This window comes from Streptomyces sp. NPDC016677 (assembly GCF_055562815.1).
Genome location: NZ_JBVHEO010000004.1, coordinates 99,396 through 126,325 on the forward strand (window position 1 = coordinate 99,396; position 26,930 = coordinate 126,325).

21 protein-coding genes, 3 pseudogenes and 1 riboswitch are annotated in these 26,930 nt (G+C 73.0%); of the genes and pseudogenes, 15 read left to right on the forward strand and 9 right to left on the reverse strand.

All coding sequences use genetic code 11. The annotated features are described in order from the left end of the window. Positions 1 to 38: 38 nt before the first annotated feature. The gene (locus tag ACZ3IG_RS13855; protein WP_467431788.1) at positions 39 to 590 is read left to right on the forward strand and encodes a DUF485 domain-containing protein; all 552 of its coding nucleotides are present in this window, start codon (positions 39 to 41) and stop codon (positions 588 to 590) included. Next, on the forward strand, positions 587 to 2,182 hold the full coding sequence (locus ACZ3IG_RS13860) for a solute symporter family protein (RefSeq protein ID WP_467431789.1): 1,596 nt from the start codon (positions 587 to 589) through the stop codon (positions 2,180 to 2,182). Before ACZ3IG_RS13855 ends, ACZ3IG_RS13860 begins: the two co-directional genes overlap by 4 nt. Before the next feature lie 69 nt (positions 2,183 to 2,251). Here ACZ3IG_RS13860 and ACZ3IG_RS13865 read toward each other — a convergent pair whose 3' ends face one another. From ACZ3IG_RS13865 to ACZ3IG_RS13880, 4 genes and pseudogenes are all read right to left on the reverse strand, one after another. Beyond that, on the reverse strand, positions 2,252 to 2,932 hold the full coding sequence (locus tag ACZ3IG_RS13865) for a response regulator (protein ID WP_467431791.1): 681 nt from the start codon (positions 2,930 to 2,932) through the stop codon (positions 2,252 to 2,254). Then, entirely contained in the window at positions 2,929 to 4,722 is a 1,794-nt protein-coding gene (locus tag ACZ3IG_RS13870; RefSeq protein WP_467431792.1) for a sensor histidine kinase, read from the reverse strand. Before ACZ3IG_RS13870 ends, ACZ3IG_RS13865 begins: the two co-directional genes overlap by 4 nt. Positions 4,723 to 5,046: 324 nt before the next feature. Further along, on the reverse strand, positions 5,047 to 5,997 hold the full coding sequence (locus tag ACZ3IG_RS13875; RefSeq protein WP_467431795.1) for a sucrase ferredoxin: 951 nt from the start codon (positions 5,995 to 5,997) through the stop codon (positions 5,047 to 5,049). Between the two features lie 214 nt (positions 5,998 to 6,211). Further along, a pseudogene (locus tag ACZ3IG_RS13880) lies at positions 6,212 to 6,436 on the reverse strand (hypothetical protein); the annotation flags it as partial. Between the two features lie 246 nt (positions 6,437 to 6,682). On the opposite strand from ACZ3IG_RS13880, the gene ACZ3IG_RS13885 reads away from it, so the two are divergent. Beyond that, positions 6,683 to 7,846 carry a CobW family GTP-binding protein gene (locus tag ACZ3IG_RS13885; RefSeq protein ID WP_467431796.1) on the forward strand — a complete coding sequence of 388 codons (1,164 nt, stop codon included), beginning with the start codon at positions 6,683 to 6,685 and terminating at the stop codon, positions 7,844 to 7,846. On the opposite strand, the gene ACZ3IG_RS13890 is transcribed toward ACZ3IG_RS13885, so the two are convergent. Continuing rightward, a complete protein-coding gene (locus ACZ3IG_RS13890; protein ID WP_467431797.1) occupies positions 7,847 to 10,303 on the reverse strand; it encodes a DNA gyrase/topoisomerase IV subunit A in 2,457 nt (818 codons plus the stop codon). It abuts the gene before it with no gap. A 541-nt stretch (positions 10,304 to 10,844) separates the two neighbouring features. Between ACZ3IG_RS13890 and ACZ3IG_RS13895 the strand changes: the two genes are divergently transcribed. From ACZ3IG_RS13895 to ACZ3IG_RS13910, 4 genes are all read left to right on the forward strand, one after another. Then, complete coding sequence (locus tag ACZ3IG_RS13895) at positions 10,845 to 12,200, forward strand: M16 family metallopeptidase (protein ID WP_467431799.1); 1,356 nt, start codon at positions 10,845 to 10,847, stop codon at positions 12,198 to 12,200. Beyond that, positions 12,197 to 13,585 (forward strand): M16 family metallopeptidase, encoded by a 1,389-nt coding sequence (locus ACZ3IG_RS13900; protein WP_467431800.1) that lies wholly within the window; start codon positions 12,197 to 12,199, stop codon positions 13,583 to 13,585. Before ACZ3IG_RS13895 ends, ACZ3IG_RS13900 begins: the two co-directional genes overlap by 4 nt. 214 nt (positions 13,586 to 13,799) lie before the next feature. Continuing rightward, positions 13,800 to 13,964: riboswitch (cyclic di-AMP (ydaO/yuaA leader) on the forward strand. Between the two features lie 12 nt (positions 13,965 to 13,976). After that, positions 13,977 to 14,741 carry a M23 family metallopeptidase gene (locus ACZ3IG_RS13905; protein ID WP_467431802.1) on the forward strand — a complete coding sequence of 255 codons (765 nt, stop codon included), beginning with the start codon at positions 13,977 to 13,979 and terminating at the stop codon, positions 14,739 to 14,741. Between the two features lie 184 nt (positions 14,742 to 14,925). Next, the gene (locus ACZ3IG_RS13910; RefSeq protein ID WP_467431803.1) at positions 14,926 to 15,621 is read left to right on the forward strand and encodes a GntR family transcriptional regulator; all 696 of its coding nucleotides are present in this window, start codon (positions 14,926 to 14,928) and stop codon (positions 15,619 to 15,621) included. 181 nt (positions 15,622 to 15,802) lie between these two features. On the opposite strand, the gene ACZ3IG_RS13915 is transcribed toward ACZ3IG_RS13910, so the two are convergent. Beyond that, positions 15,803 to 16,084, reverse strand: coding sequence for an HPr family phosphocarrier protein (locus tag ACZ3IG_RS13915; RefSeq protein ID WP_151477559.1), 282 nt, complete (start codon positions 16,082 to 16,084; stop codon positions 15,803 to 15,805). Between the two features lie 131 nt (positions 16,085 to 16,215). Between ACZ3IG_RS13915 and ACZ3IG_RS13920 the strand changes: the two genes are divergently transcribed. From ACZ3IG_RS13920 to ACZ3IG_RS13940, 5 genes are all read left to right on the forward strand, one after another. Further along, positions 16,216 to 19,257, forward strand: a complete 3,042-nt coding sequence (locus ACZ3IG_RS13920) for a bifunctional acetate--CoA ligase family protein/GNAT family N-acetyltransferase (RefSeq protein ID WP_467431805.1) — start codon at positions 16,216 to 16,218, stop codon at positions 19,255 to 19,257. Positions 19,258 to 19,362: 105 nt separating this feature from the next. Continuing rightward, positions 19,363 to 19,959 (forward strand): DUF5998 family protein, encoded by a 597-nt coding sequence (locus tag ACZ3IG_RS13925; RefSeq protein WP_215170084.1) that lies wholly within the window; start codon positions 19,363 to 19,365, stop codon positions 19,957 to 19,959. Next, entirely contained in the window at positions 19,959 to 21,152 is a 1,194-nt protein-coding gene (locus ACZ3IG_RS13930) for an alkaline phosphatase family protein (protein ID WP_467431807.1), read from the forward strand. The genes ACZ3IG_RS13925 and ACZ3IG_RS13930 overlap by 1 nt, the downstream gene beginning before the upstream one ends. 35 nt (positions 21,153 to 21,187) lie before the next feature. Then, a complete protein-coding gene (locus ACZ3IG_RS13935; RefSeq protein WP_467431809.1) occupies positions 21,188 to 21,838 on the forward strand; it encodes a thymidine kinase in 651 nt (216 codons plus the stop codon). A gap of 69 nt (positions 21,839 to 21,907) precedes the next feature. Then, a complete protein-coding gene (locus ACZ3IG_RS13940; protein WP_467431810.1) occupies positions 21,908 to 22,066 on the forward strand; it encodes a hypothetical protein in 159 nt (52 codons plus the stop codon). Between the two features lie 524 nt (positions 22,067 to 22,590). Here ACZ3IG_RS13940 and ACZ3IG_RS13945 read toward each other — a convergent pair. Further along, positions 22,591 to 22,869, reverse strand: coding sequence for a hypothetical protein (locus ACZ3IG_RS13945; protein WP_467431812.1), 279 nt, complete (start codon positions 22,867 to 22,869; stop codon positions 22,591 to 22,593). Positions 22,870 to 23,055: 186 nt separating this feature from the next. After that, the gene (locus ACZ3IG_RS13950; RefSeq protein WP_467431813.1) at positions 23,056 to 23,808 is read right to left on the reverse strand and encodes an SDR family NAD(P)-dependent oxidoreductase; all 753 of its coding nucleotides are present in this window, start codon (positions 23,806 to 23,808) and stop codon (positions 23,056 to 23,058) included. A 183-nt stretch (positions 23,809 to 23,991) separates the two neighbouring features. On the opposite strand from ACZ3IG_RS13950, the gene ACZ3IG_RS13955 reads away from it, so the two are divergent. The 3 genes and pseudogenes from ACZ3IG_RS13955 (at position 23,992) to ACZ3IG_RS13965 (ending at position 25,608) form a co-directional block, all read left to right on the forward strand. Beyond that, a complete protein-coding gene (locus ACZ3IG_RS13955) occupies positions 23,992 to 24,831 on the forward strand; it encodes a helix-turn-helix transcriptional regulator (RefSeq protein ID WP_467431815.1) in 840 nt (279 codons plus the stop codon). Then, positions 24,821 to 24,959: pseudogene (locus ACZ3IG_RS13960) on the forward strand (IS5/IS1182 family transposase); the annotation flags it as partial. The gene ACZ3IG_RS13955 and the pseudogene ACZ3IG_RS13960, both read left to right, overlap by 11 nt. A gap of 58 nt (positions 24,960 to 25,017) precedes the next feature. After that, positions 25,018 to 25,608: pseudogene (locus tag ACZ3IG_RS13965) on the forward strand (recombinase family protein). Positions 25,609 to 25,962: 354 nt separating this feature from the next. Here ACZ3IG_RS13965 and ACZ3IG_RS13970 read toward each other — a convergent pair. After that, on the reverse strand, positions 25,963 to 26,760 hold the full coding sequence (locus tag ACZ3IG_RS13970; protein WP_467431817.1) for a VOC family protein: 798 nt from the start codon (positions 26,758 to 26,760) through the stop codon (positions 25,963 to 25,965). Between the last annotated feature and the right edge of the window lie 170 nt (positions 26,761 to 26,930).

Consider the following 26,930-nt stretch of genomic DNA (forward strand, 5'->3'; position numbering starts at 1 on the left):
AAGAGTCGGGGATCTTCCCGTTCTGTCCATCCTTGGGCATGCAGTCAAGCAATGATCGCCTCCGTGAGGCAGGGGCCTATGACGACCCTTGGTACGACGCCCTCGCCTCCGGATGGGGTGAGGTGGCGGAAGCGGCCGGCACGGTGACGTCGGTCTCCCCGTCGCCGACTCGACGGGCACCGGGCGACGGCGCCCCCGCCGGGACTGCGCCCACGTCCGCGACGAGGGCCGCGAGCACGGCTGAGGCTACGGTCACGGCTGCGGCCGAGGCCTACTTGGAGGTGCAGGGGAGCGCGGCGTTCCAGGAGGTGCGCGGCCGGTATCGGAGGTTCGTGGTACCGGCGGGGGCCGGCTTCCTCGCGTGGTACCTGGGTTATCTGGTGGCCGCCACGACCGCGCCGGGGCTGATGGGCCGGCCGGTGGCGGGGGCCGTGAACGTGGCGATGCTCGCCGGGCTCGGCCAGTTCCTCACCACCTTCCTGCTGACCTGGGCCTACACCCGGCACGCCCGGCTGCGCCGGGACCGGGCGGCACTGGAGCTCCGCTGGCACACGCAGGAACGGGCCCGTGCGCGGGGTGGCGCGGCATGACCGGGGAGCATCAGACGCTGGCGGTGGTGCTGTTCAGCTGCTTCGTGGCGGTCACGCTGGGGATCACCACCTGGGTGGGCCGGAACCGGCGGGGATCGGCGGAGGAGTTCTACGCGGGCGGCCGTCTGTTCTCCCCGTCGGAGAACGGGTTCGCCCTCGCGGGGGACTACATGTCCGCCGCTTCCTTCCTCGGCATCTCCGGCCTCATCGCGCTCTACGGCTATGACGGCATGCTCTACTCGGTGGGTTTCCTGGTGGCGTGGCTCGTGGTGCTGTTCCTCGTCGCGGAACTGGTGCGCAACTGCGGGCGGTTCACCCTCGCCGACGTGGTGGCGGCGCGGATGCGGGAGCGCCCGGTGCGGATCGCCGCGGGCACCTCGTCGGTCACCGTGTCCGTGTTGTATCTGGTGGCGCAGATGGTAGGGGCGGGCAGTCTGGTCGCGCTGCTGCTCGGCGGCACCGGCGAGGCGGCGCGGGCCTGGACCGTCGTAGGAGTCGGCGCGCTCATGGTCGTCTATGTGTCGTTGGGCGGGATGCGGGCCACCACCTGGATCCAGATCGTGAAGACGGTGCTGCTGCTCGGCGGCACGGCGACGCTGACCACGCTGGTCCTGGTCCGCTTCCACGGCGACTTCAACGAACTGCTGCTCAGCGCGGCCGCGCGCAGCGGGCACGGTGAGGCGTTCCTGGCGCCGGGGCTCAAGTACGGCGGGGACTGGACCGCCCGTCTCGACTTCATCAGCCTCGGGCTCGCCCTGGTCCTGGGCACCGCAGGGCTGCCGCACATCCTGTCCCGCTTCTACACGGTGCCCACCGCCCGGGCGGCCCGGCGGTCAGTGGTCTGGTCGATCGGACTGATCGGCGGGTTCTACCTGATGACGATCGTCCTCGGGTTCGGTGCGGCGGCTCTCGTCGGACCGGACGCCGTGCGGCAGTCCAACGCGGCCGGGAACACGGCGGTGCCGCTGCTGGCGCTCGACCTGGGCGGCGGCCCCGATTCCACCGGCGGAACCGTGCTCTTCGCGGTCGTCGCCGCGGTCGCCTTCGCCACGATTCTCGCGGTGGTCGCCGGAGTCACCCTGGCCTCCTCCGTGTCCGTGGCCCACGATCTGTACGCCTCGCTGCGCCGCCGCCGCCGTGCCGAGCCGCGCGGCGAGGTGGCCGTGGCCCGCTGCGCCGCTGTCGGTGTCGGGGCGGTGGCGATCGCCCTCGGGCTGCTGGCCAGGGACCTCAACGTCGCCTTCCTGGTGGGCCTCGCCTTCGCCGTGGCCGCCTCCGCCAACCTGCCGGTCCTGCTGTACTCACTGTTCTGGCGCCGCTTCACCACACGCGGCGCCGTGTGGGCGGTCTACGGCGGTCTGGTCCCGGCGGTGGCGCTGGTACTGGTGTCGCCGGTGGTGTCGGGCAGCCCCGGGGCGCTGTTCCCGGACGCCGACTTCCAGTACTTCCCGCTGCAGAACCCCGGCCTGGTCTCGATCCCGCTCGGTTTCGTCGCGGGCTGGCTCGGCACCGTCACCTCCGCCGAGCCCGCGGACCGGGCCAAGCACGCGGAGACCGAGGTACGGGCGCTGACGGGGGCGGGAGCCGTGTGACGGGGGCACGCACGCCTGTGGTGCGTGCCGGCTCGTCCGTGGTGCAGTACCGGCTCGTCTGTGGTGCCCTCAGGTGTGCGTCGCCCACACATACCGGTGTTCCGGGCGGCCGGCGTCGCCGTATCTCAGGGTCAGTCTGGCCCGTCCCGTGCGCTCCAGGAGCTTCAGATAGCGCTGGGCGGTCTGCCGGCTCACGCCGGTCCGTTCGGCGATCTCCTGGGCCGACAGAGACCCCTCGGCCCGCATCAGGCACTGGCGCACCAGTTCCGCGGTGGTGGGGGAGTGGCCCTTGGGAAGCCCGGGCTCCGACGATGCCGACAGGGCCCCGAACATGCGGTCCACCTCGGCCTGTTCCGCCTCGCCGCCGCCGTCCAGGGCGCGGCGCAGCTCCGCGTACGCCTCCAGCTTGACGCGCAGGCCCGCGAAGGCGAACGGCTTGACCAGGTACTGCAGCGCGCCCTGGCGCATCGCCGCCTGTACGGTCGCCCGGTCCCGCGCGGCCGTCACCATGATCACGTCGGTCTGGTGGCCGCGCCGGCGCATCTCCTGGACGACCGCCAGACCGGTCCGGTCCGGCAGGTAGTGGTCCATGAGCACGAGGTCGAGACAGGGCAGGGTCTCCAGCCGCCGCAGGGCCTCGGCCGCGCTGTGCGCCTGGGCGGCCACGTGGAAGCCCGGTACTTTCTCGACGTAGGCGGCGTTCACTCGTGCGACGCGGGTGTCGTCGTCGACGACCAGGACCTCGATCATCGTGACTCCTCCTCGCCGTCGGCCCCGGCGTCCGGCCGGGTCGAAGGCACGGTGACGTCCGGCCGGGTCGAGGCCGCGGTGACGTCCGAACGGGCCGAGGGCACGGAGGCGGCCGCCGCGGGAGCGGGGTCGGTGGCGACCGCCTTGGTGCCGGGTTCGGTGGCGGCTGCCGCGGGGCCGGGTTCGGACAGTGCCTCGGGCAGGACGACCGTGAACTCGGCGCCCCCGCCGGGAGCCTCGCCGGCCACGGCGCTGCCGCCCTGCCGCTCGGCGAACGTCCGGACCAGGGAGAGCCCGATCCCCCGCCGGCGGTGCGCCGGAGGCTCCTTGGTCGACCAGCCCTCCGTGAACACCACCTCACGTTGCGAGGCCGGCACACCCGGCCCCGTGTCGCGTACGCGAAGGACCGCCGTACGCCCCTCGCCCCGCAGTTCCACCTCCACGCGCGCGTGCCGGGTGCCCGCGGCGGCGTCGACGGCGTTGTCGACCAGGTTGCCGACGACCGTGACGAGTCCTCTGGGGTCGATCAGCCGGTCCGGCAGCCGGGTCCGGTCCGACACCCACAGGGTGACGCCGCGCTCGGCCGCGACGGTGGCCTTGCCGACCAGCAGGGCGGCCAGCAGCGGGTCGGTGATCCGCTCGGTGATCTGTTCTGCGGTGGCCCGGTGGTTGCCGACCACCTCGCCGACGAACTCCGCGGCGTCGTCGTACATCTCCAGTTCGAGCAGTCCCAGCAGGGTGTGCATGCGGTTGGCGTGCTCGTGGTCCTGGGCGCGCAGGGCGTCGATCAGGCCGCGCGTGGAGTCCAGTTCCCGGCCGAGCTGCTCCAGCTCGGTGCGGTCGCGCAGGGTGGCCACGGCGCCGCCGTCGCCGGTGGGCATCCGGTTGGCGACCAGCACGCGCGGGCCGCGGACGGTGAGCAGGTCGGTGCCGGTCACCCGGCCGGCCAGCACATCGGCCGTACGTCCCTCTCCGAGCGCCTCGCCGGGGGTGCGGCCCACCGCCTCGTCACCTAGGTCCAGCAGGCGCCGTGCCTCGTCGTTGAGGAGGCGGACACGGCCCGCCCGGTCCAGGGCGACGACGCCTTCCCGGATGCCGTGCAGCATCGCCTCGCGCTCCGAGAGGAGCGCCGAGATGTCGGAGAAGGCGAGGTCACGGGTCTGCCGCTGGACCCGGCGCGCGATCAGCCAGGCGGCCAGCGCGCCGACCGCCAGCGCGCCCCCGGCGTACGCGAACAGCCCCGGGACGGCGTGCAGCAGACGGGCCCGGACGCTGTCGTAGGCGATCCCGACCGAGACCGCCCCGACGATGTCGCCCTCACCGTCGCGCAGCGGCACCTTGCCGCGGGCCGAGCGGCCCAGGGTGCCCTCGTCGATCTCCATCACCTCGTGCCCGGCCAGGGCCTCGCCCGGATCGGTGGACACGGCCGCGCCGATCCGGGCGGGATCGGTGTGCGACCAGCGCACACCACGCCGGTCCAGCACCACGACGTACTCCGCCCCGGTGGCCTTCCGGATCCGTTCCGCCTCCCGCTGCACCGGACCGTCCGCCGCCGCGGGGGTGCTCCGCAGCTCCGCCGCGAGCTGCGGCTGCTGCGCGGTCGTCTGCGCGATGGCCAGTGCCCGGCGCATCGCCTGGTCGTCCAGTTGATCACTGAGTGGCGCGAGGAACAGCCCGGTGGCCAGCACCGCGACTCCGGCGGCGATTCCCAGCTGCATCAGCAGCACCTGGGAGAACACCCGCCGTGGCAGACCGAGGCGCAGGCGGCGCGGGGGAGGAGTGGGGCTCATGGCCCTCGACGGTACGTGGTGCGGGCACCCAGCCGAAGACGGTGTGACGCGGATCTACCGGAAGCCCGGATGCCCGGAAGCCGGGAAGTCCAGAAGCCCGGATGCCCGGAAGTCCGGAAGTCCGGAAGTCCGGAAGTCCGGAAGCCGGGAAGTTCGGAAGCCGGGAAGTCCGCACGCCCGGATGCCCGCGAGCGGGAGGCGGTCAGCGCCGTCAAGACCCCGGAAATCCCCGGCGGCGCCGAACCTCCGGCGGCCGGACAGCGGCACCGGAGCCCTCAGGAGGGGCGACCAGCGGCATCGGGCGAATCCCGGCCGGTCAGCCGGTCAGCCGGCGAGCGCCACTGCCGTCGCCACCGCCAGTTCGCGGATCCCGGTGACCTCCATCCGCGCCGGCGAGCCGAGGACCGACGCCCCGCAGCTCTCCGGGCGCGGCGGCAGCGAGGCGCCCTGGGCCACCGTGACCCGCCAGTGCCGCCCGTCGGCGTGGGCCACGGTCACCTGCCAGCGTGGTGCCGCGCCCTCGGTACGTACGACGCTGAGCGTCTCGGCCGCGTACTCGCCCACCGCCGCGCGGACGGCCAGCTCGGCGGCCTGCCCGGGCCGCTCCCAGGCCGAGCTGCCACGGCATCCCGCGAGGACGATCCGCTTGTCCCGTACGCCCCGCAGGACCTCCCCGACCGCCTGAGCGTCGACCCTGCCGTACGCGTATCCGTACGGCAGGACCAGCACGGTCGGCGAGAACCGGTGGCCGCCCAGATGGGTGACCTCCCAGACGCCCTCGGTGCCGGCGGCGGCGAGGTCCGCGGCCAGCGGCCGGCCCAGCAGCGCGCAGCACCGGTCGCGCTTGCCGTTGGTGCAGACGAGGACGAGCGGGTCGCCGGTGTGCGCCCCGCCCCGGAGCGCGGTGTCGAAACTTCGGTGGTCCCCCCGGCCGAGCGCGGCGAAGTCCAGGTCGAGCAGGCGGGCGGGGTCGGCGACCGTGGCGGCGCGCAGCCAGGTGTTCCCCGGCGCGGTGTGAGCCGTGTAGACCCGTCGCTCGGCGGACGCGCCGGGGTCCGCGTGACGCCCGGGGCGGCGGATGAGCGCGATCCGCACGCCCGTGCCGCGCGTGGCCTTCTCCAGGGCACGGCCCAGGGCGGGATCCAGGTGGCTCGATGTCAGCGCCTTGGCACCCCACGGGCCGGGCTGCTCCAGCAGCAGCCAGGTCCGGGCGGTCGCCGCGGTTCCCGAAACGGGCTCGTCGAGGTCCTGGGAGACGGTTGAGCACCTACTCACAGAGGTGAGCCTAACCTGAGTTGAGTGGGACGACTTCCCGCCGCACTCGAACAGCCGCCGGTGGAGTGACGCCGGAGTGGACGCGGAGCGTGCGCGCCGCTCCCGGACACGCGTGAGGCCTGGTGCCGTGTTCCGGGACCAGGCCTCATCGGTGGAGCGTCGAGCGGGGGCGGAGTGCCGGGCTGCTCGCCGGGTGGTCGGTCCGTCCGGCTCGGGCGTCGGGGATGTCCGCCTTGGCGCGTACGAGGGGTTCCCGGCTGACGACGAAGCGTTCGTGGTCGGCGCGGGCGGCGTCGGCGGGCAGTGCGCGTTCCAGTGCCTCGGTGGCCTCGGTGCCGATGACGGCGCAGTTGCCGTCACTCGGTTCGAACGCGTCGGGGCAGATCGATCCCGAGGTACTGCGGCCGCAACGGCCGGACCGGCACTGGCCGCACGTCAGCGGCGATTCGGGCGGGCACGCCAGCAGGCCGGTCGCGGCCACCTCCGGAGCGCCGAGCGGCTCTGACCGGCGGAGAGGCGGAGAGGCGGAGAGGCGGCGCACGGAGGGAAGCGGGGTCACACGCACCGGCGCCTTCTCCCACGTCTGCCCCCGCGTACGCTGCTGACAATCGTTCACTCCGAGGCGTTACCGGGACTCGTATTCTGGGGTGGCACACGGCCCGGCAGACGTCAGAGAGGCAGCACCTTGGGGCAGAGTCCGACCCCGCGGGTTCCGGCCCCGCAGATCCCGGTGGTCATCCTCGCCGGATTCCTCGGTTCCGGAAAGACCACGCTCCTCAACCACCTGCTGCACCGCTCCGGGGGCAGCCGCATCGGCGCGATCGTCAATGACTTCGGCGCCATCGAGATCGACGCGATGGCGGTGGCCGGCGCACTCGGCGACTCCACCGTCTCCCTCGGCAACGGCTGTCTGTGCTGTGCCGTCGACCCCGGCGAACTCGACGTCTACCTCGCACGGCTCGCCCGGCCGGAAACCGGCGTCGACGTCATCGTCATCGAAGCCAGCGGTCTCGCCGAACCGCAGGAACTGGTGCGCATGCTGCTCGCCAGCGAGCTGCGGGGCATCGTCTACGGCGGTCTGGTCGAGGTGGTCGACGCCGCCGAGTTCGACGGGACGCGGGCCCGGCACCCCGAGATCGACCGGCACCTGGCCCTCGCCGACCTGGTCGTGGTCAACAAGCTCGACCGGGCCCCGGACGGCGGCGAGCGGGTGCTCGACCTGGTCGGCTCGCTCACCGACCGGGCCGCCGTCGTCCCGGCCACCTACGGCCGCGTCGACCCCGAGTTCCTCTTCGACTGCCGGCCGGCCGAGGAACGCGTGGGGCAGCTGTCCTTCGACGACCTGCACGACCACGCCCGGACCGGCGGCCACGCCGACCATCTGCACAGCGCCTACGACAGCCTGTCGTTCGTCTCCGACGTCCCGCTGGACCCGCGACGCCTGATGCGGTTCCTCGACAGCCGGCCCGAGGGCCTGTACCGGATCAAGGGGTACGTCGACTTCGGTCCGTACGACCCGCGCAACCGCTACCTCGTGCACGCCGTCGGGCGCTTCCTGCGCTTCTACCCGGAGCCCTGGCGGCCCACCGGTGCCGGTCCCGGTACGGGGACCAGCGCCGAACGGCTGACCCAGCTCGTCCTGATCGGCTCCGGCATCGACGCGCCCGCCCTCACCAAGGAACTCCAGGAGTGCGCGAGCCACGCCCCGCACGCCGACGAGCACGGCATGTGGGGCGTCCTGCGCTACGTACAGGGCCCCCAGGAGCAGGACCCCGACGAGGGGGAGGAGCCGGACCAGGACCCGGACCCCGACGACGGGGAGGGCCCGGACCCGGACTCCGTCGGCTAGCTAGGCCGGTCCGGCCACCACCGCCACCGTCTTCGGGAGGGACACGCCCGATCCGTCGCGGCGCGGGTCGATCTCCGGCAGCTCGGCCGGTGTGCCGTTCTTCTGCGCGGCCCGGGCCGGCGCGGGACCCGCCCAGGCCAGAGCCAGGCAGTCCTCGCCCTTCAGGAACCGCTGGCAGCGCACGCCGCCCGTGGCCCGGCCCTTGCGCGGATACTGGTCGAAGGGCGTCAGCTTGGCCGTGGTCTGCACGGAGTCGTCCAGCGTCCCGCGCGAGCCGGCCACGGTGAAGATCACCGCGTCCGCCGCCGGGTCGACCGCCGTGAACGAGATGACCTTCGCGCCCTCGGTGAGCTTGACGCCGGCCACGCCGCCCGCCGGACGGCCCTGCGGACGGACCTGCGAGGCCTGGTAGCGCAGCAGTTGGGCGTCGTCGGTGATGAAGACCAGGTCCTCGTCGCCGGTGCGCAGCTCGACCGCGCCGACGATCCGGTCGCCCTCCCTGAGGGTGATGACCTCCAACTCCTCCTTGCTGCCCGGGTAGTCGGGCACCACCCGCTTGACGACGCCCTGCTCCGTGCCGAGCGCGAGGCCGGGCGAGGACTCGTCGAGGGTGGTCAGGCAGACCACCGTCTCATCGTCCTCCAGGGAGACGAACTCCGCCAGCGGCGCGCCGCCCGCCAGGTTGGGCGTGGACATCTCCTCCGGCAGTTGCGGCAGGTCGACCACGTTGATCCGCAGCAGGCGCCCGGCGGACGTCACCACGCCCACCTCGCCGCGGGCCGTGGCGGGCACCGCCGAGACGATCAGGTCGTGCTTGACGCGCTTGCCGCCGCCCCCCGAGGCGAACGGCTCGCCGTTCGCCGTACGGGCCAGCAGCCCGGTGGAGGAGAGCAGCACCCGGCACGGGTCGTCCGCCACCTGGAGCGGCACGGCGGCCACGGGGGTGGCCGCCGACTCCAGCAGCACGGTCCGGCGGTCGGTGCCGAACTTCTTGGCCACCGCCGCCAGTTCCGCCGAGACCAGCTTGCGCAGCTCCTGGTCGGAGTCGAGGATGCGGGTCAGCTCCTCGATCTCCGCGTTGAGCCGGTCCTTCTCGGCCTCCAGCTCGACGCGGTCGAACTTGGTGAGCCGGCGCAGCGGCGTGTCCAGGATGTACTGGGTCTGCACGTCGCTCAGCCCGAAGCGCTCGATCAGGCGCTCCTTGGCCTGCGCGGAGTTCTCGCTGGAGCGGATGAGGCGGATGACCTCGTCGATGTCGATCAGCGCCGTGAGCAGGCCCTCGACCAGGTGCAGCCGGTCGCGTCGCTTGCCGCGGCGGAACTCGCTGCGCCGCCGTACGACGTCGAAGCGGTGGTCGAGATAGACCTCCAGCAGCTCCTTCAGGCCCAGGGTGAGGGGCTGCCCGTCCACCAGGGCGACGTTGTTGATACCGAAGGACTCCTCCATCGGCGTCAGCTTGTAGAGCTGCTCCAGGACGGCCTCCGGCACGAAGCCGTTCTTGATCTCGATGACCAGGCGCAGCCCGTGCTCGCGGTCGGTGAGGTCCTTGACGTCCGCGATGCCCTGGAGCTTCTTCGCGCCGACCAGGTCCTTGATCTTGGCGATCACCTTCTCCGGACCGACCGCGAACGGCAGCTCGGTGACGACCAGGCCCTTGCGGCGGGCCGTCACCGTCTCCACGGTCACCGTCGCCCGGATCTTGAACGTGCCGCGGCCCGACGCGTACGCGTCCCGGACGCCCGGCAGCCCGACGATCACGCCGCCCGTGGGCAGGTCGGGGCCGGGGACGTGCTTCATCAGGGCTTCGAGGTCGGCGTTCGGGTACCGGATCAGGTGCCGGGCGGCGGCGATGACCTCGCGCAGATTGTGCGGGGGCATGTTGGTGGCCATGCCGACGGCGATGCCGGAGGCGCCGTTGACCAGCAGGTTGGGGAAGGCGGCGGGCAGCGCCTGCGGCTCCTGCTCCTGACCGTCGTAGTTGGGGGCGAAGTCGACGGTGTCCTCGTCGATCGACTCCGTCATCAGGCCGGCCGCCTCGGCCATCCGGCACTCGGTGTACCGCATGGCGGCGGGCGGGTCGTCGTTGCCCAGCGAGCCGAAGTTGCCGTGGCCGTCGACCAGGGGGACGCGCATCGAGAACGGCTGGGCCATGCGGACCAGGGCGTCGTAGATCGACGCGTCGCCGTGCGGGTGCAGCTTGCCCATCACCTCGCCGACGACGCGGGCGCACTTCACGTACCCGCGCTCGGGCCTGAGGCCCATCTCGTTCATCTGGTAGACGATGCGGCGGTGCACCGGCTTGAGTCCGTCGCGTGCGTCCGGCAGGGCACGGGAGTAGATGACCGAGTACGCGTACTCAAGGAATGAGCCCTGCATCTCGTCGACGACGTCGATGTCGAGGATCTTCTCCTCGTACGGGTCGTCGGGCGGCGGGGTCTTCGTACTACGGCGGGCCATCGCTGCCGGCTCCTCGCTGAAGCGTGAACGGTGATCTGACGCGGTCCATTGTGGACTGCGGCACTGACAGCGACCGACCAGGACCCGTCGCGGGCGCCCGGCCCGGTGCTGCCCGCAGGGTACGCCCTCGCCTCGGGCGCCCACACGCGCGTGCCCGTGCCCACCGTCGGCGGTGCGCCTGCGGGGAGCGGTCCGGGACCAGCCTCCCGATCCCCGGTGCGCGTCACGACGGGCGCCCGGCCGCTGTCCGCCGTGGTGCGCGCCGGGGCGCTCGCCCGCCCGCGCCCGCCGCCCGTCCCTGCCCGCAACCGCAGCCCCGACCGCCGCGGCCCCCGCCCCGCGGCCGCCCCCGTGCCTGCCCGCGGCTCCCGCCCGCCACTCCCCGGGCTGCTCGCTCTCGGCGTACCGGAGGCGGGAACTTCTCCAGTGGCCCGCGCGCTTGCATACAGTGGCAGGACCGACAGGAATTCCGCAGTTCCGACCGCTGATACGGCCGGGACCGAGGATTCCGTCCAAGGTTTCCGCGAGCGAAGGGACGTACATGCCCATGGGTCACACGGCCACAGCCGAGGCAGGCTCCGGCGGGCTGACAGCGACCGAGTACCGCTTGGCCAACGGCCTGCGCGTGGTGCTCTCCGAGGACCACCTGACCCCGGTCGCGGCGGTGTGCCTCTGGTACGACGTCGGCTCGCGCCACGAGGTCAAGGGCCGTACCGGTCTGGCTCACCTCTTCGAGCACCTGATGTTCCAGGGCTCCGCACAGGTGGAGGGCAACGGCCACTTCGAACTGGTGCAGGGCGCCGGCGGCTCCCTCAACGGCACCACCAGCTTCGAGCGCACCAACTACTTCGAGACCATGCCCGCCCACCAGCTGGAGCTCGCCCTCTGGCTGGAGGCCGACCGCATGGGCTCCCTGCTCGCCGCCCTCGACGACGAGTCGATGGAGAACCAGCGGGACGTCGTCAAGAACGAGCGCCGCCAGCGCTACGACAACGTGCCCTACGGCACCGCGTTCGAGAAGCTGACCGCCCTCGCCTACCCGGAGGGCCACCCCTACCACCACACGCCGATCGGCTCCATGGCCGACCTGGACGCGGCCACCCTGGAGGACGCCCGCGCGTTCTTCCGCACCTACTACGCGCCCAACAACGCGGTGCTGTCCGTGGTCGGCGACATCGACCCCGAGCAGACGCTCGTCTGGATCGAGAAGTACTTCGGTTCCATCGCCTCCCACGACGGCAAGCCCGCCCCCCGGGACGGCGCGCTGCCCGAGGTCATGGGCGGGCAGCTGCGCGAGGTCGTCGAGGAGGAGGTCCCGGCCCGCGCCCTGATGGCCGCCTACCGCCTGCCGCACGACGGCACGCGCGCGTGCGACGCCGCCGACCTGGCCCTCACCGTCCTCGGCGGCGGCGAGTCCTCCCGCCTCTACAACCGCCTGGTGCGCCGCGACCGTACGGCCGTCGCGGCCGGCTTCGGCCTGCTGCGCCTGGCCGGCGCCCCCTCGCTCGGCTGGCTGGACGTGAAGACCTCCGGTGACGTCGAGGTGCCGGTCATCGAGGCCGCCATCGACGAGGAGCTGGCCCGGTTCGCCGAGGAGGGACCCACCGCCGAGGAGATGGAGCGGGCCCAGGCCCAGCTGGAGCGCGAGTGGCTGGACCGGCTCGGCACGGTCGCCGGCCGTGCCGACGAACTGTGCCGCTACGCCGTCCTGTTCGGCGACCCGCAGCTCGCCCTGACCGCCGTACAGCGCGTCCTGGAGGTCACCGCCGAGGAGGTCCAGGAGGTCGCCAAGGCCCGCCTGCGCCCCGACAACCGCGCGGTGCTCGTCTACGAGCCCACCGCCCCCGCAGCCGACGCCGACGACGCCACCGACGAGAACGAGGAGGCGGCCAAGTGACCGAGCTCGCCACCATGGACTTCCACCCCCGGCCGCAGGCGGGCGAGCCCAAGCCCTGGGCCTTCCCCGCCCCCGAGCGCGGCACGCTCGGCAACGGACTCACCGTCCTGCGCTGCGACCGCCCCGGCCAGCAGGTCGTCGCCGTCGAGCTGTTCCTGCGGGCGCCCCTGGACGCCGAGCCGGCCGGTCTCGACGGTGTCGCCACCATCATGGCCCGCGCCTTCTCCGAGGGCACCGACAAGCACTCCGCCGAGGAGTTCGCCGCCGAACTGGAGCGCTGCGGCGCCACCCTGGACGCGCACGCCGACCACCCCGGCGTCCGCCTCAGCCTCGAAGTGCCCGCCTCCCGCCTCGCCAAGGCGCTCGGCCTGGTCGCCGACGCCCTGCGGGCACCCGCGTTCGCCGACAGCGAGGTCGAACGCCTGGTGCGCAACCGCCTCGACGAGATCCCGCACGAGCTGGCCAACCCCTCGCGCCGGGCCGCCAAGGAGCTCTCCAAGGAGCTGTTCCCGGCGGACTCCCGGATGTCCCGCCCGCGCCAGGGCACCGAGGAGACGGTCGCCGGCATCGACTCCGCGGCCGTACGCGCCTTCTACGAGAAGCACGTCCGTCCCGCCACGGCCACCGCCGTGGTCGTCGGCGACTTCACCGGCGTCGACCTCGGCGCGCTGCTCGACGACACCCTCGGCTCGTGGACGGGCTCGGCCGCCGAACCGCGGCCCGTGCCCCCGGTGACCGCCGACGACACCGGCCGCGTCGTCATCGTGGACCGCCCCGGTTCCGTCCAGACGCAGCTGCTGATCGGCCGTACCGGCCCCGACCGGCACGACAGCGCCTGGCCCGCCCAGGTGCTCGGCACGTACTGCCTGGGCGGCACCCTCACCTCCCGCCTGGACCGCGTCCTGCGCGAGGAGAAGGGCTACACCTACGGCGTCCGGGCCTTCGGCCAGGTCCTGCGGTCCGCGCCCGACGGCACGGGTGCCGCGATGCTCGCCATCAGCGGCTCCGTCGACACGCCGAACACCGGTCCGGCCCTCGACGACCTGTGGAAGGTGCTGCGCACGCTCGCCGAGGGCGGGCTCACCGACGCCGAACGCGACGTCGCCGTGCAGAACCTGGTGGGCGTGGCGCCGCTGAAGTACGAGACCGCGGCGGCCGTCGCGAGCACACTGGCCGACCAGGTCGAGCAGTACCTGCCCGACGACTACCAGGCGACGCTGTACCAGCGGCTCGCCGCGACCGGCACGGTCGAGGCCACCGCGGCGGTCGTCAACGCCTTCCCGGTGGACCGTCTGGTGACCGTCCTGGTGGGTGACGCGGCGCAGATCAAGGAGCCCGTCGAGGCCCTGGGCATCGGCGAAGTCACCGTCGTACCGGCCGAGTAGACGGCGGAGGGGCGCGCCACGCGCGCGTGAGGGCCCCGGTGACCGGTCTGTCACCGGGGTCGCCCTTTGCCTGAATTCGACGCATTGGGGCGAAGGTTGCCTGTCTGCCCTGTGGGATGAGCAACAAAAACCCTGTTGCGTTTGAGTCTTGAACGGGCGCCCGCTTAGCGTCTCCGAGGCTGTTCGTCAGGCAGTGCGCCGCACCCGCGGCACCGGACAGTCATCGCCGAGTCCCCGTACGGCGCGAGCCAGGGGAGCCGGGGACCCACCGCAGTCCCTGGGGTGAATCGGACGCCCGCGCGTACCGCGAGGGGGTCCGTAGGAGACCTTCCTGCTCCGAACCCGTCAGCTAACCCGGTAGGCGAGAGGGAAGGAAAGGACCAGCCTCTACATGGCGTTCACACGCGCCACCGGGAAGCACCGCCGTCCCGGCCGGGTACACCGCACCACCGTCCGCGCGGCGGGCGTCGCGACCCTCACCACCACCGGCGTCCTCGGCACCCTCGCGGCCCCCGCGCTCGCGGCCGAGCCGTCCCCCGAGGACACCGGACTCACCCCCGTCATCACCCTCGGCGACGCCGTGGCCGAAGAGGTCGACGCCCAGGCCGCCGCCCAGCGGCAGGCCGCCGAGGACGCCGCCGCCCGGGAGAAGGCCGAGCAGGCCGCCCGCGAACGGGCCGCCGAGGCCGCCGAGCAGGCCCGCGAGGACAAGGAGCGCGCCGCCCGCGAGGCCGAGCGCAAGCGCCTGAACACCTACGTGGCCCCCATCGGCGGCTCGTACGTGTCCACCGCGTACCAGGCCGGCAGCAGCCTCTGGTCTTCCGGCTCGCACACCGGCATCGACTTCCACGCCGCCTCCGGCACCACCGTCCACGCGGTCGGCGCCGGCACGGTCGTCGAGGCCGGCTGGGGCGGAGCGTACGGCTACCAGGTCGTGATCAAGATGCACGACGGGACGTACACCCAGTACGGCCACCTGTCGTCCATCGGCGTCTCCGTGGGCCAGACGGTCACCCCCGGTCAGCAGATCGCCCTCTCCGGGGCGACCGGCAACGTCACCGGACCGCACCTGCACTTCGAGGCACGCACCAGCGCGGAGTACGGGTCGGACATCGACCCCGTGGCCTACCTCCGCTCCCACGGCGTCACCGTCTGACCCCCCGCGACATCGAAAGCCCCGGCTCCCCGAGCCGGGGCTTTCGGCGTTGAAGCTGACCAAAAACAGACCAAAAACAGCCGGGGAAACCGGCTCCCCTTCGGAAAGTGCGGCGCATTGCAATAGAGTCACTGAACACGCGTCAATCGTCGACGTTTCACGGGGATTAAGGCGGAGGTCGGTCATGCGTATTCCGGCGCACTCGGTGTGCACGGCGATCCGGGACGACATCGTCGCCGGTGTCTACGAGCGCGGCAGCCGGCTCACCGAGGAACTCCTCGCCCGCCGCTACGGCGTCTCCCGCGTCCCCGTGCGCGAGGCCCTGCGGACCCTGGAGGCCGAGGGGTTCGTGGTGACGCGGCGGCACGCGGGCGCGTGCGTGGCCGAACCCACCGAACAGGAGGCCGCCGACCTGCTGGAGATGCGGCTGCTCCTGGAGCCGCTCGGCGCGGCCCGGGCCGCCCAGCGGCGCACCGAGGCCCACCTGAAGGTGCTGCGCGGCCTGGTGCGGCTGGGCCAGGAGCGGGCCAGGCGGGGCAACAGCGACGACCTGCGCTCGCTGGGCGGCTGGTTCCACGAGACGCTCGCCCAGGCCGCCGGCAGCGCGGCGATGACCTCGACGCTGACCCAGCTGCGGCACCGGATCGCCTGGATGTACGTCGTGGAGGCGCCCGCCAGCCCGGTCGACACCTGGGCGGAGCACGGCGCGATCGTCGACGCGGTGGCCCGGGGCGACGGCGAACGCGCCCGGTCGCTGACCGCGCTGCACACCGAGCGGTCGACGGCCGCGCACCGCCTGCGCTTCGCCTCGGGCGCCGATCGCGCGGAGCGTGTGAGGAACTCGCAACGTGCCGTAAACATGCCGAGCCTGCGGCATTAACACGGGCGCCGTATACAAAGAGGGGTTATTCGGCGGGGTCTTTTTCTGCTGCCGTTTTATTGTCGTCCCCGCGTGCTTTTCCCGAGAGGGCGCGGCCGATTACCGACGCCCGGTGCCGGAAAAGCGAAAGCCGTGCCGGCCCCGAAGGGTCGGCACGGCTCGCCTTGGCGCGCGCGACGGCTCAGACGGTCTCCGGAAGCTCCTCGAGCCCCTCGGCGACCAGCTTCGCCAGACGGTCCAGCGCGACGTCCGCGCCCTCGGCGTCCGAGGCGAGGACGATCTCCTCGCCGCCCTGGGCGCCCAGACCCAGGACGGCCAGCATGGAGGCGGCGTTGACGGGGTTGCCGTCGGCCTTGGCGATCGTCACCGGGACGCCGCTGGCCGTGGCGGCCCGGACGAAGATGGAGGCGGGGCGGGCGTGGAGACCCTCGGCCCAGCCGACGTTGACGCGGCGCTCAGCCATGTGTTGCTGCCCTTCAGTTGTGCAGGCTTGTCTAGACCAGTCTTCCATACGGTGTCCCACCGGCCCGTTCCCGCTCGGCCCCCCCCCACGGCCCCGGGCCGTTGTCGTACCCGGGCCGTACGCTGGGCCTCATGCAGACCGCGTCGGACCGGCACGACTACCCCGCCCACTGGGAGGCGGACGTGGTGCTGCGCGACGGCGGTACCGCGCGCGTGCGCCCCATCACCGCCGACGACGCCGAGCGGCTGGTCAGCTTCTACGAGCAGGTCTCGGACGAGTCTAAGTACTACCGCTTCTTCGCGCCCTACCCCCGGCTGTCCGCCAAGGACGTCCACCGCTTCACGCACCACGACTTCGTGGACCGCGTGGGGCTCGCGGCCCTGGTGGGCGGCGAGTTCATCGCCACCGTCCGCTACGACCGGATCGGCGCCGACGGCACGCCCGCACACGGCCCGGCCGACGAGGCGGAGGTCGCCTTCCTCGTCCAGGACGCCCACCAGGGACGCGGCGTGGCCTCCGCGCTCCTGGAGCACATCGCCGCGGTCGCGCGCGAGCGCGGCATCCGCCGCTTCGCCGCCGAGGTGCTCCCCGCCAACACCAAGATGATCAAGGTGTTCACGGACGCCGGGTACACCCAGAAGCGCAGCTTCGAGGACGGCGTCGTCCGCCTGGAGTTCGGCCTCGAACCCACCGACCGCTCGCTCGCCGTGCAGTACGCGCGCGAACAGCGCGCCGAGGGCCGTTCCGTACGGCGGCTGCTCACCCCCGGCTCCGTCGCGGTCATCGGCGCCGGCCGCGCCCCCGGCGGTGTGGGCCGGGGCATCCTCGGCAACATCAGGGACGCCGGTTTCACCGGCCGGCTGTACGCCGTGAACCGGGCCTTCGAGAAGGAGCGGACGGAGCTGGACGGAGTGGCGGCCCACCGCTCGGTCGGGGAGATCGACGGGCCCGTGGACCTCGCGGTCGTCGCTGTCCCCGCCGAGCAGGTCCGGGAGGTCGTCACCGAATGCGGCCGGCACGGCGTGCGGGGACTGGTCGTCGTCTCCGCCGGGTACGCCGAGAGCGGCCCCGAGGGCCGTGAGCGCCAGCGCGCCCTGGTGCGGCACGCGCGCGCGTACGGCATGCGGATCGTCGGCCCCAACGCCTTCGGCATCGTCAACACCTCACCCGGGGTGCGGCTCAACGCCTCCCTCGCCCCCGAGATGCCGCGCCCCGGCCGGATCGGGCTGTTCGCCCAGTCGGGCGCCATCGGCATCGCCCTGCTCTCCCGGCTGCACCGGCGCGGCGGCGGGGTCACCGGCGTGACCGGCGTCTCGACCTTCGTCTCCTCCGGCAACCGGGCCGACGTCTCCGGCAACGACGTCATGCAGTACTGGTACGACGACTCGGACACCGACGTCGTCCTGATGTACCTGGAGTCCATCGGCAACCCGCGCAAGTTCACCCGCCTCGCGCGCCGCACGGCGGCGGTCAAGCCGCTGGTCGTCGTGCAGGGCGCCCGGCACGGCGGCACGGCCCCGCAGGGGCACCCGGTACGCGCCACCCGGCTGCCGCACGCGACCGTCTCGGCCCTGCTGCGGCAGGCCGGCGTGATCCGCGTCGACACGATCACCGAGCTGGTCGACGCGGGGCTGCTGCTGGCCAGGCAGCCGCTGCCCGCCGGGCCGCGGGTGGCGATCCTGGGCAACTCGGAGTCGCTGGGCCTGCTCACCCACGACGCGTGTCTGTCCGAGGGGCTGCGACCGCTGCCCCCGCTGGACCTGACGACGGCCGCGTCACCGGCGGACTTCCGTGCGGCGCTCTCGGCCGCGCTCGCCGACGACGCGTGCGACGCCGTGGTCGTGACCGCGATCCCGGCCCTCGGCGAGGGAGCGGCCGGCGACGCCGCCCTGGCCGAGTCCCTGCGCGCGGCCACCGTCGAGGCTCCCGCCAAGCCCGTCCTGGTGGTCCACGTCGAACTGGGCGGCCTGGCGGAGGCCCTGTCGGCGGCCACGAGCACGGCCCCGCCTGCGGTGCCGCACACGGCACCGCACACGCCCCCCTCCGCGGCCACGCAGGCGACCCGGCCTGCGACCCCGCCTGAGGCCCCGCACACGGCCCTGAGCACGGCCCCGTCTGCGGCCACGAGCACGGCCCCGCCTGCGGCACCGCACACGCCCCCGCCCGCGGCCCCGCAGGCGACGCCGCACACATCCCCGGACACACCCCCGCCCGCGACGGCCGACCGCACCCCTGCCCCGGCGGCGAAGCCCTCCGTCCCGCCCGAGCGGGCTCCCGCCCCCGCCCCCGCCGGGAAGCCCACGGACGGCACCCACCTCATCCCCGCCTACCCCGCCGCCGAGCGCGCGGTCCGGGCCCTCGCCCAGGCCGTCACCTACGCCCGCTGGCGCCGCGACACCGCCGAGCCCGGCAAGGTGCCGGAGTACGAGGACGTCGACGAGAAGGGCGCCGCCGAGCTGATCGAGCGCCTCCTCGCGCGCGGCGAGGGCCTCACCCTCGGCAGCGAGGAGACCTGCGAACTGCTCGGCCGCTACGGCATCCACGTCCACCGTGCCCTGCCCGCCCCCACCCCCGACGCCGCCGTCGCCGCCGCGCGCGCCCTGGGCCGGCCCGTCGCCCTGAAGGCCACCGCCCCCCACCTGCGCCACCGGGCCGACCTGGGCGGCGTACGCCTCGACCTGGCCGACGAGGAACAGCTGCGGCGCGCGTACGAGGAGCTGACCGGGCTGTTCGGGACCCCGGCCGAGCTGCGGCCCGTGGTACAGGCCATGGCACCGCGCGGCGTCGACACCGTCGTACGGGCGGTGATCGACCCGGCGGCCGGCGCCGTGCTCTCCTTCGGGCTCGCCGGGGCCGCCACCCAGCTGCTCGGCGACACGGCGCACCGGCTGATCCCGGTCACCGACCGGGACGCGGCATCGCTCATACGTTCGATACGTACCGCTCCGCTCCTTTTCGGCTGGCGCGGCTCCGACCCGGTCGACACCGCCGCCCTGGAGGAACTGCTCCAGCGCGTCTCCCGCCTGGTCGACGACCACCCCGAGGTCGTCGCCGTCACCCTGGAACCGGTGGTCGTCGCCCCGCGGGGCCTCAGCGTCCTCGGCGCCTCCGTGTGCCTGGCGCCGCCGCCCGCCCGCGACGACCTGGGCCCGCGCACGCTCCCGGCGTACTGACCACGGCCCGCGGCCCACCGCCCAGGGTCTGCGGCCCACGGCCCACGGCCTGGGGCGGTCCCGGAGGTCCACGACCGTGCCGGGCAGTCAGCGGGTCCCCGTAGGATGGACGGCATGGCCAAGACCAGTACGACGACCCAGGGGCTGCGTGCGGCGATCGAGCGCAGCGGCTACTACCCGGCCCTCGTGGCCGAGGCGGTGGAAGCCGCCGTGGGCGGCGAGCCCGTCCGGTCGTACCTGGTCCACCAGGAGACGACGTTCGACCAGAACGAGGTGCGGCGGCACGTGACGGTGCTCGTCCTCACCGGCAACCGCTTCATCGTCAGCCACACCGACGAGCAGGCCGCCGACGACACCTCCCCGTCGCCCTATGCCACGACGTCCACGGAGTCCGTCAAGATCGGCCGGATCTCGTCCATCGTCGTCAGCCGGGTGGTCGCCAACCCCGAGCAGTACAAGCCGGGCACCCTGCCCCGCGAGATCGTGCTGACCATCGGCTGGGGCGCCGTCGCCCGCATCGACCTGGAGCCCGCCGCCTGCGGCGACCCCAACTGCGAGGCCGACCACGGTTACACCGGCAGCTCCACCGCCGACGACCTCAGCCTGCGCGTCAGCGAGGCGGGCGACGGCCCGGAGACCGTGCGGCAGGCCCTCGCCTTCGCCCAGGCCCTCTCCGAGGCGACCGCGGACACCGCGCACTGATGTACCGGTCCACCGCCTGGGACATCCACCCCGAACCCCTCCCCGTCGACTCCGCGCCCGTCCCCGAGTACGGCAGCGGCTCCCTGGCCGACCTGCTGCCCACGCTCGCCGCCGGCATGGACGTCCCCGGCATGACCGCCGCGATCGAGGAACTGGCCCCCGCCGACCGGAACTGCGTCTTCCTGATCGACGGCCTCGGCTGGGAGCAGCTGCGCGCCCACCCCGAGTACGCCCCCTTCCTGACCTCGCTCCTCGGCAGCTCGCGCGGCGGCACCGGCCGCCCCATCACCGCCGGCTACCCGGCGACCACCGCGACCTCCCTCGCCTCCGTCGGCACCGGCCTGCCCCCCGGTGCCCACGGCCTGCCCGGCTACACCGTCCGGGACCCGGCCACCGGCGAGCTGATGAACCAGCTCCGCTGGCAGCCCTGGACCGACCCGCACGTCTGGCAGCCCCGGCCCACCGTCTTCCAGCTCGCCCACGCCGCGGGCGTGCACGCCGCGCAGGTCTCCGCCCCCGCCTTCCAGAACACGCCGCTGACCAAGGTCGCGCTCAGCGGCGGCACCTTCCTCGGACGGGAGTCCGGCGAGGACCGCATGGACCTGGCGGCCGAGCGGCTGGCCGCCGCCGACCGCGCCCTCGTCTACACGTACTACTCGGAGGTCGACGGCGCCGGTCACCGCTTCGGCGTCGACTCCGACACCTGGCGCGGCCGGCTCTCCCACGTCGACCGGCTCGTCCAGCGCCTGGCCGAACAGCTCCCGCCGCGCACCGCCCTCTACGTCACCGCCGACCACGGCATGGTCGACGTGCCCTTCGACGAGGAGCACCGCATCGACTTCGACGCCGACTGGGAGCTGCGGGCCGGCGTCGCCCTGCTCGGCGGCGAGGGCCGCGCCCGGCACGTCTACGCCGTACCGGGCGCCCACGGCGACGTCCTCGCCTGCTGGCGCGAGGTGCTCGGCGAGCAGTTCTGGGTGGCCTCGCGCGACGAGGCGATCGGGGCGGGCTGGTTCGGCCCGCACGTCGAGGAGCGGGTGTACGACCGCATCGGCGACGTCATCGCCGCCGCCCGGGACGACGTCCTGCTCATCGCCTCCGACCGGGAGCCGAACGAGTCGGCGATGGTCGGCAACCACGGCTCGATGACCCCCGCCGAGCAGTTGGTCCCGCTCCTCGAAGTACGTACCTGAACCGCCGAAGTCCCCCGAAAGGTGCCCGCCCCACCATGCCCGAACTGGTCTTCTTCTCCGGAACGATGGACTGCGGGAAGTCGACCCTGGCCCTCCAGATCGAGCACAACCGCTCCGCACGCGGCCTCATCGGCATGATCTTCACCCGGAACGACCGGGCCGGCGAGGGCAAGCTCTCCTCCCGCCTCGGCCTGGTCACCGACGCCGTCGAGGTCGAGGACGGCACCGATCTGTACGCCTACCTCGTCGACCACCTCTCCCGGGGCGGCCGGGCGGACTACGTCATCGCGGACGAGGCGCAGTTCCTGGCTCCGGACCAGATCGACCAGCTGGCCCGCGTCGTCGACGACCTTGGCCTGGACGTCTACGCCTTCGGCATCACCACAGACTTCCGCTCCAAGCTGTTCCCCGGCTCCCAGCGCCTGGTGGAACTGGCCGACCGGGTCGAGGTGCTCCAGGTCGAGGCCCTGTGCTGGTGCGGGGCCCGGGCCACGCACAACGCCCGCACGGTGGGCGGTGTCATGGTCGTCGAGGGCGCCCAGGTGGTCGTCGGCGACGTGGACCAGTCCCTGGACGAGGTCGGCTACGAGGTGCTGTGCCGCCGCCACCACCGGCGCCGTATGACGAGTGCCTCCGCGCACGCCGGCACGCTGTCGCCGGATGTCCTGCCCATCGTCTCTGGCTGACCCCCCCTTCCTGACCGAACCTTCCCTTCCCGGCTCCCGGGTCGGCGCGAAACGGTCCGTCACGCGAGTTTGCTCTCCCTGCCCCGTACTCCGTCGGCCGCCCGTCACGGCACCCGCCCCGACCCCGCGCCCCGGCCGGACACCCTGCTGTGGCCGGACGCCGACGTCTGGCACGACACCGTGCGGCGCACGACGCGGAAGCAGAGCCGTACCTCCTCGAACGTCTGATGAACAGCTCGCACCAGGCGCGCGGTCAGGTCGCCCAGGCGAGCACCGCGTGGCGGTACGGCGGCCCGCCCGCGCGCTCTCCGCCCTGGACGCCACGCCCCACCCGACCAGGACAGCGAGCGCGCCGCCCGCGAACAACTGGCCCAGGTACGCATCAGGGGCCGCGGCGCCCCGCCCCTCCTCCCGCGCACCCGGGGCCGGCTCCGCCTGGTCGGAGAGGACGTGGAACCGCGCTGGGGCACCGACGCCCGCTGGTACCCGTACACCGGACACCGCGGCCAGTGGCAGCCGGCCCGCCCGCACCCGACGCGGCGGAGGCGCTGCGCGGGGCCGTCACTCTGGAGCAGCGGCAGCGGTAGGAGAGTCGTCGTCCGGGTCGGTCACCAGCACGGCTGGCAACGGCAGCCCGTACTTGAGTGTGGTCACTGGGACTACGATGTCCTGTCAGTCAGTAGGCACGTGGGTGAAGCCGTCGTCCTGGTAGAGGTCGTGAATCGACCCCCCTCGCGAAACGCGGGCCGGCGTCATCCTCGCCCGCCCCGGTTCCGCCGGTACTCGGCCAGTGCTCCGCCCGCCCACAGCGGGGCCAGCCTGGGGACCTCGCTCGCGGGCACCATGCCGCGCAGGGCACGCAGGCCGAGCCTGGCCAGGGAGTCGGCGGCTTCGTTGAGCGGGTGGCCGACGACGTGGGCCTTCTCGTGGACGAAGGCCGGCTCTGGTGTGTACTCCGCGTACATCTGGAGTTCGACGAGACTGGGCCGGCGGCCCTCCGAGCGCAGCCGGGTCTCATATCCGTGCGGCATCCGCCGGCCGCCGCCCCGCCACTCGTGCAGGTACTCCTCAACCGCTGCCAGCCGCTCGACGGCGCTCAGGGCGCCCCGGCGGTCCCGGCCCAGCGCAAGACCCGCCGCGGGTACGAGAACGGCGTCAGCGCACTGACGCCTGCATTCGGCCGTGTCCAGGTAGTCCGTGACGGCCCCGCGAGGGTGTCAGACCTGGCCGTAACCGCCGTCGACCTGGTAGTCGGCGCCGTTGACGTGGGAGGCCGCGTTCGAGGCGACGAAGGAGATCACTGCGGCGACCTCTTCCGCGGTACCGGCCCGGGTCATCGGGGTCCCGGTGCCCATCGTGGCGATGAGCGCCTCGCGTTCCTCGGCGGTGGCGGCCAGCTGCGCGATACCGGGCGTATCCGTCGGGCCCGGGCTCACCACGTTCACCCGGATCCCGCGTGGGGTCAGCTCAAGGGCCCAGGTGCGGGCGAGAGCGCGGACCCCGGCCTTGGAAGCCGCGTAGAGACTCCGCCCGCGCGACGCCTTGTGAGCGGCCATCGAGCCGGTGAGGACGATGACACCACCGTCCGCCAGCAGCGGCAGCGCCTTCTGGACGGTCATGATCGTGCCGGTGATGTTGACGTCGAAGACCGTCCTGATGACGTCCTCGGTGATGGTTCCCAGCGGTGCGGTCGCGATCGCCGCCGCGTTGACGACCAGCACGTCCAGCCGGCCGCTGCGCCGCTCCACCTGCGCGAAGAGCCGGTCGAGGTCGTCGGTCGAGCGCGAGTCGGCCCGCACCCCGATGACATCACCCGGTATGTCCGCGGCCGCCGCCGTCACGGCGTCCTGGTCCCGTCCCGTGATGTAGACAGTGCCGCCCCCTTCGGCGATCTTCCGCGCGGTGACATGCCCGATACCGGCACTTCCACCCGTCACGACCGCGACCTTGTCGTGAAATGCGTTGCTCATGGAACTCGTCGTCCGTTCATCTGGGTAGCCGTCCTTCGGAACGTCGTGCAAGACGTCCCGGAAAGTCCTGAGGAGCACAGGCGGTACGAGCCTGCGCCTGTGCTGACACCGGTGCCAGAAGCCTGCTGATACTGGTACTGGCAGCACCAGGCCGACGCCTCCCGGCTCTGGCACAGTGGACCTGTGCCGACAACCACGAACCGGACCGAACTACGGGATTTCCTGCGCTCACGACGCGCGCGGATCTCACCCGAGGACGTCGGCATACCCGCGACAGTCCGTCGGCGCACCCCCGGACTGCGCCGCGAGGAGGTCGCCCAGCTGGCCGGTGTCGGCATCACCTGGTACACGTGGCTGGAGCAGGGGCGGCCGATCAACGTCAGCTCCCAGGTGCTCGACGCGGTGGCCCGCACGCTGTTTCTGAGCGCCGCCGAGCGTGACCACCTCTACCGTCTGGCCGAGGTCCCCCAGCCTCCGGCCATCAGTGATCCGCCGACCGAGCTCCCCGGCCACCTCGACAGCGTCCTGGGAGCCCTGGACCCGTTGCCCGCCATGCTGGTCGACGCCCGCACCGACGTGCTGTACTGGAACCGCGCGTACGCGGCCCTGCACCCCGCTCTGGTCAGTGCTCCGCCCGGCAAGCGCAACACCCTCTGGCAGCTCTTCGCGGCACCGGAGGGGCAACCCCGCGTCGTCAACCGCGACGAGCAGGCGCCCGAGGCCGTGGCAGGGTTCCGCTATCGCTACAGCCAGAACGCGGGCGACCCGCGATGGCAGGACTTCGTCGCCCGTCTGTGCACCGCCAGCCCGCTGTTCTCCCGGCTCTGGGCCACGCACGACGTCGCTCCACCGCACCTGTGCGACAAGCGCTACGACATCACGGGGATCGGCGAAGTGAGCCTGCGTGCGACCAGCATGGAACTGACCGACCACCCCGGCGTCCGCCTCGTCGTCCAGACCCCCACCGACAGACGCAGCCGCGAGAACATCGACCGTCTGCTACGCCGGGCGACGCACCTGTGACGAATGGACCGAGGCCCGGGTATGGGCCAAGCTCCACCGCCTTGGTCCTGGACGAAGTCGGTGCCCGCAGCGGACTGGACCGGTCGCGGTGCGCGATCGACTTCGTCAGCGTCCGGATCCTCAAAGGGACGTGAACGCCAACGTCTCGGGAGCGGATCACCACACTCCCGGCAGTACCGCCGAGCCGTGCCATCACCACCCGCACGCCAGACCGTCCAGCCAGGCGGCCTGTACCGCAAAGGTCTGCCCCATTCCGAACTCCTCGTCGCCGAGCCGCTCGTCCGCACCGAGATCAAGATCAGGTACGCGCGGGTGTCCAGCGGCGGGCAGAAGCTCGACCGGCAGGTCGACGCCCCCACCACCGCCGGGTGCCGGAAGATCTTCGCGGACGAGAAGTCCGGCAAAACCGCGCTCCGTCCGGAGCTGAAGGCGTGCCACGCCTTCCTCGACGCTGGCGACACCCTCCTGGTCCCCTAGCTCGACCGCTACGGCCGCAGCCTCCAGGACCTCATCAACATGGTCGCCGAACTGCGCGAGCGCGGGATCGGCTTCACCTCGCTGCACGAAGCGCTCGACACGACCACGCCCGGCGGGCGCCCCACCGTCGCCACCGAGGAAGTCATCAAGGCCGCCCGCGACTTGCTGCCCCATCCCGGCCGCTCCATCACCTCGATCGCCACACTCCTCGGCGTGCCCCCGGGCACCCTCCACAACCACATCCCGAACCTCCGCGAACTCCGTACGGTCCCCCGCCGGCTCGACGCCACGGAGCGGTGACCCCCGCGTGTTGATCCGACCCGAGAACCGCGACCGCTACCCGGACACCTGACCGGTCATCTCACAGGCCATCAAGGACCGCTCCGGGTGGCGGTGCGAGTGTGAGGGCGAGTGCGGACGCGGCAGCCACACCGGCCGCCCGGACCGAGAACCGGCACGCCACCCTCGAATCCTCAGGGCAACTGGCGTCCCAGCTGTAGCAGCTACTTCGCACCGTGGGTCAGGGATAGGACACCGGGGCCTACGAGGGCGAGCCGGCGCGGTCGAACGGGCGACCGGACACGCCCTACCGGCCGAGGCGGACCATCTCTACCTCGTGCGAGTCGAAAAGGCCCCCACAGGGCGCACGCCCCGTCACCCCCGCCCTTCGAGCAACGCGAACCGCGCCCCCTCCCGGTCCGCCACCATCGCCACCCGCCCCCACGCCCCCTCCCGGGCCGCCTCCAGGACCCGCCCGCCCAGGCCGACGACCCGCGCCACCGCCCCGTCCACGTCGGCCGTCTCGAAGTACGTCACCCAGTGCGGCCCCCGGTCCCGGGGCAGGGCGTCGCCCACGCCGCGGACAGCGGCGACGGGCCGGCCGCCGACGTGCAGGGTCACGGGGCCGGCGGCGGACACCGTCTTCGGCGCGTGGCCGAACACGGTCCCGTAGAACGTGGCGGCGCCCGCCGCCTCGTAGGTGATCAGCTCGTTCCAGGCGGGCGTGCCCGGGACCCCGCTGACGGCCGTGCCGAGGTGGGCCGCGGCCTGCCAGACGCCGAAGACGGCGCCGGCCGGGTCGGAGGCGATCAGCATCCGCCCGGCCTCGGCCGCGTCCAGCGGCCCCACGCCGATCGTGCCGCCGCACAGCCGGACGGCGCAGGCCGTCCGGTCCACGTCGTCGGAGGCCAGGTACGGCGTCCAGGCGACGGGCAGATGCCGGTCCCGGGGCAGTCGGCCGATGCCGGCCACCTCCCGTCCGTCGAGCAGGGCCCGTACGTAGGGGCCGAGTTGCTGGGGGCCCGGCCGGAACTCCCAGCCGAACAGCGCTCCGTAGAACTCCTGGGTGGTGTCCAGGCCGTGCACCATCAGGCTCACCCAGCACGGTGTGCCGGGCGGGCGCCGGGCGCGCTGGTCGCCGTCGCGGCCGGCCCGTCCCCGTGACTCGGTCATCGTCGCTCTTCTCTCGGCCCCTCGCGGTGGCCGGTCGCTTCCGCACTGACGGACCCCGTGGCCGTACGGCAACGTGCCGGCTCTCGCCGCGCTGTCCGTTTCCGCACGCTGGTTGACGGATGCCGATTGGCTGTACAGCATGTGCCCGATCCCGTACGCCTCGTGATCGA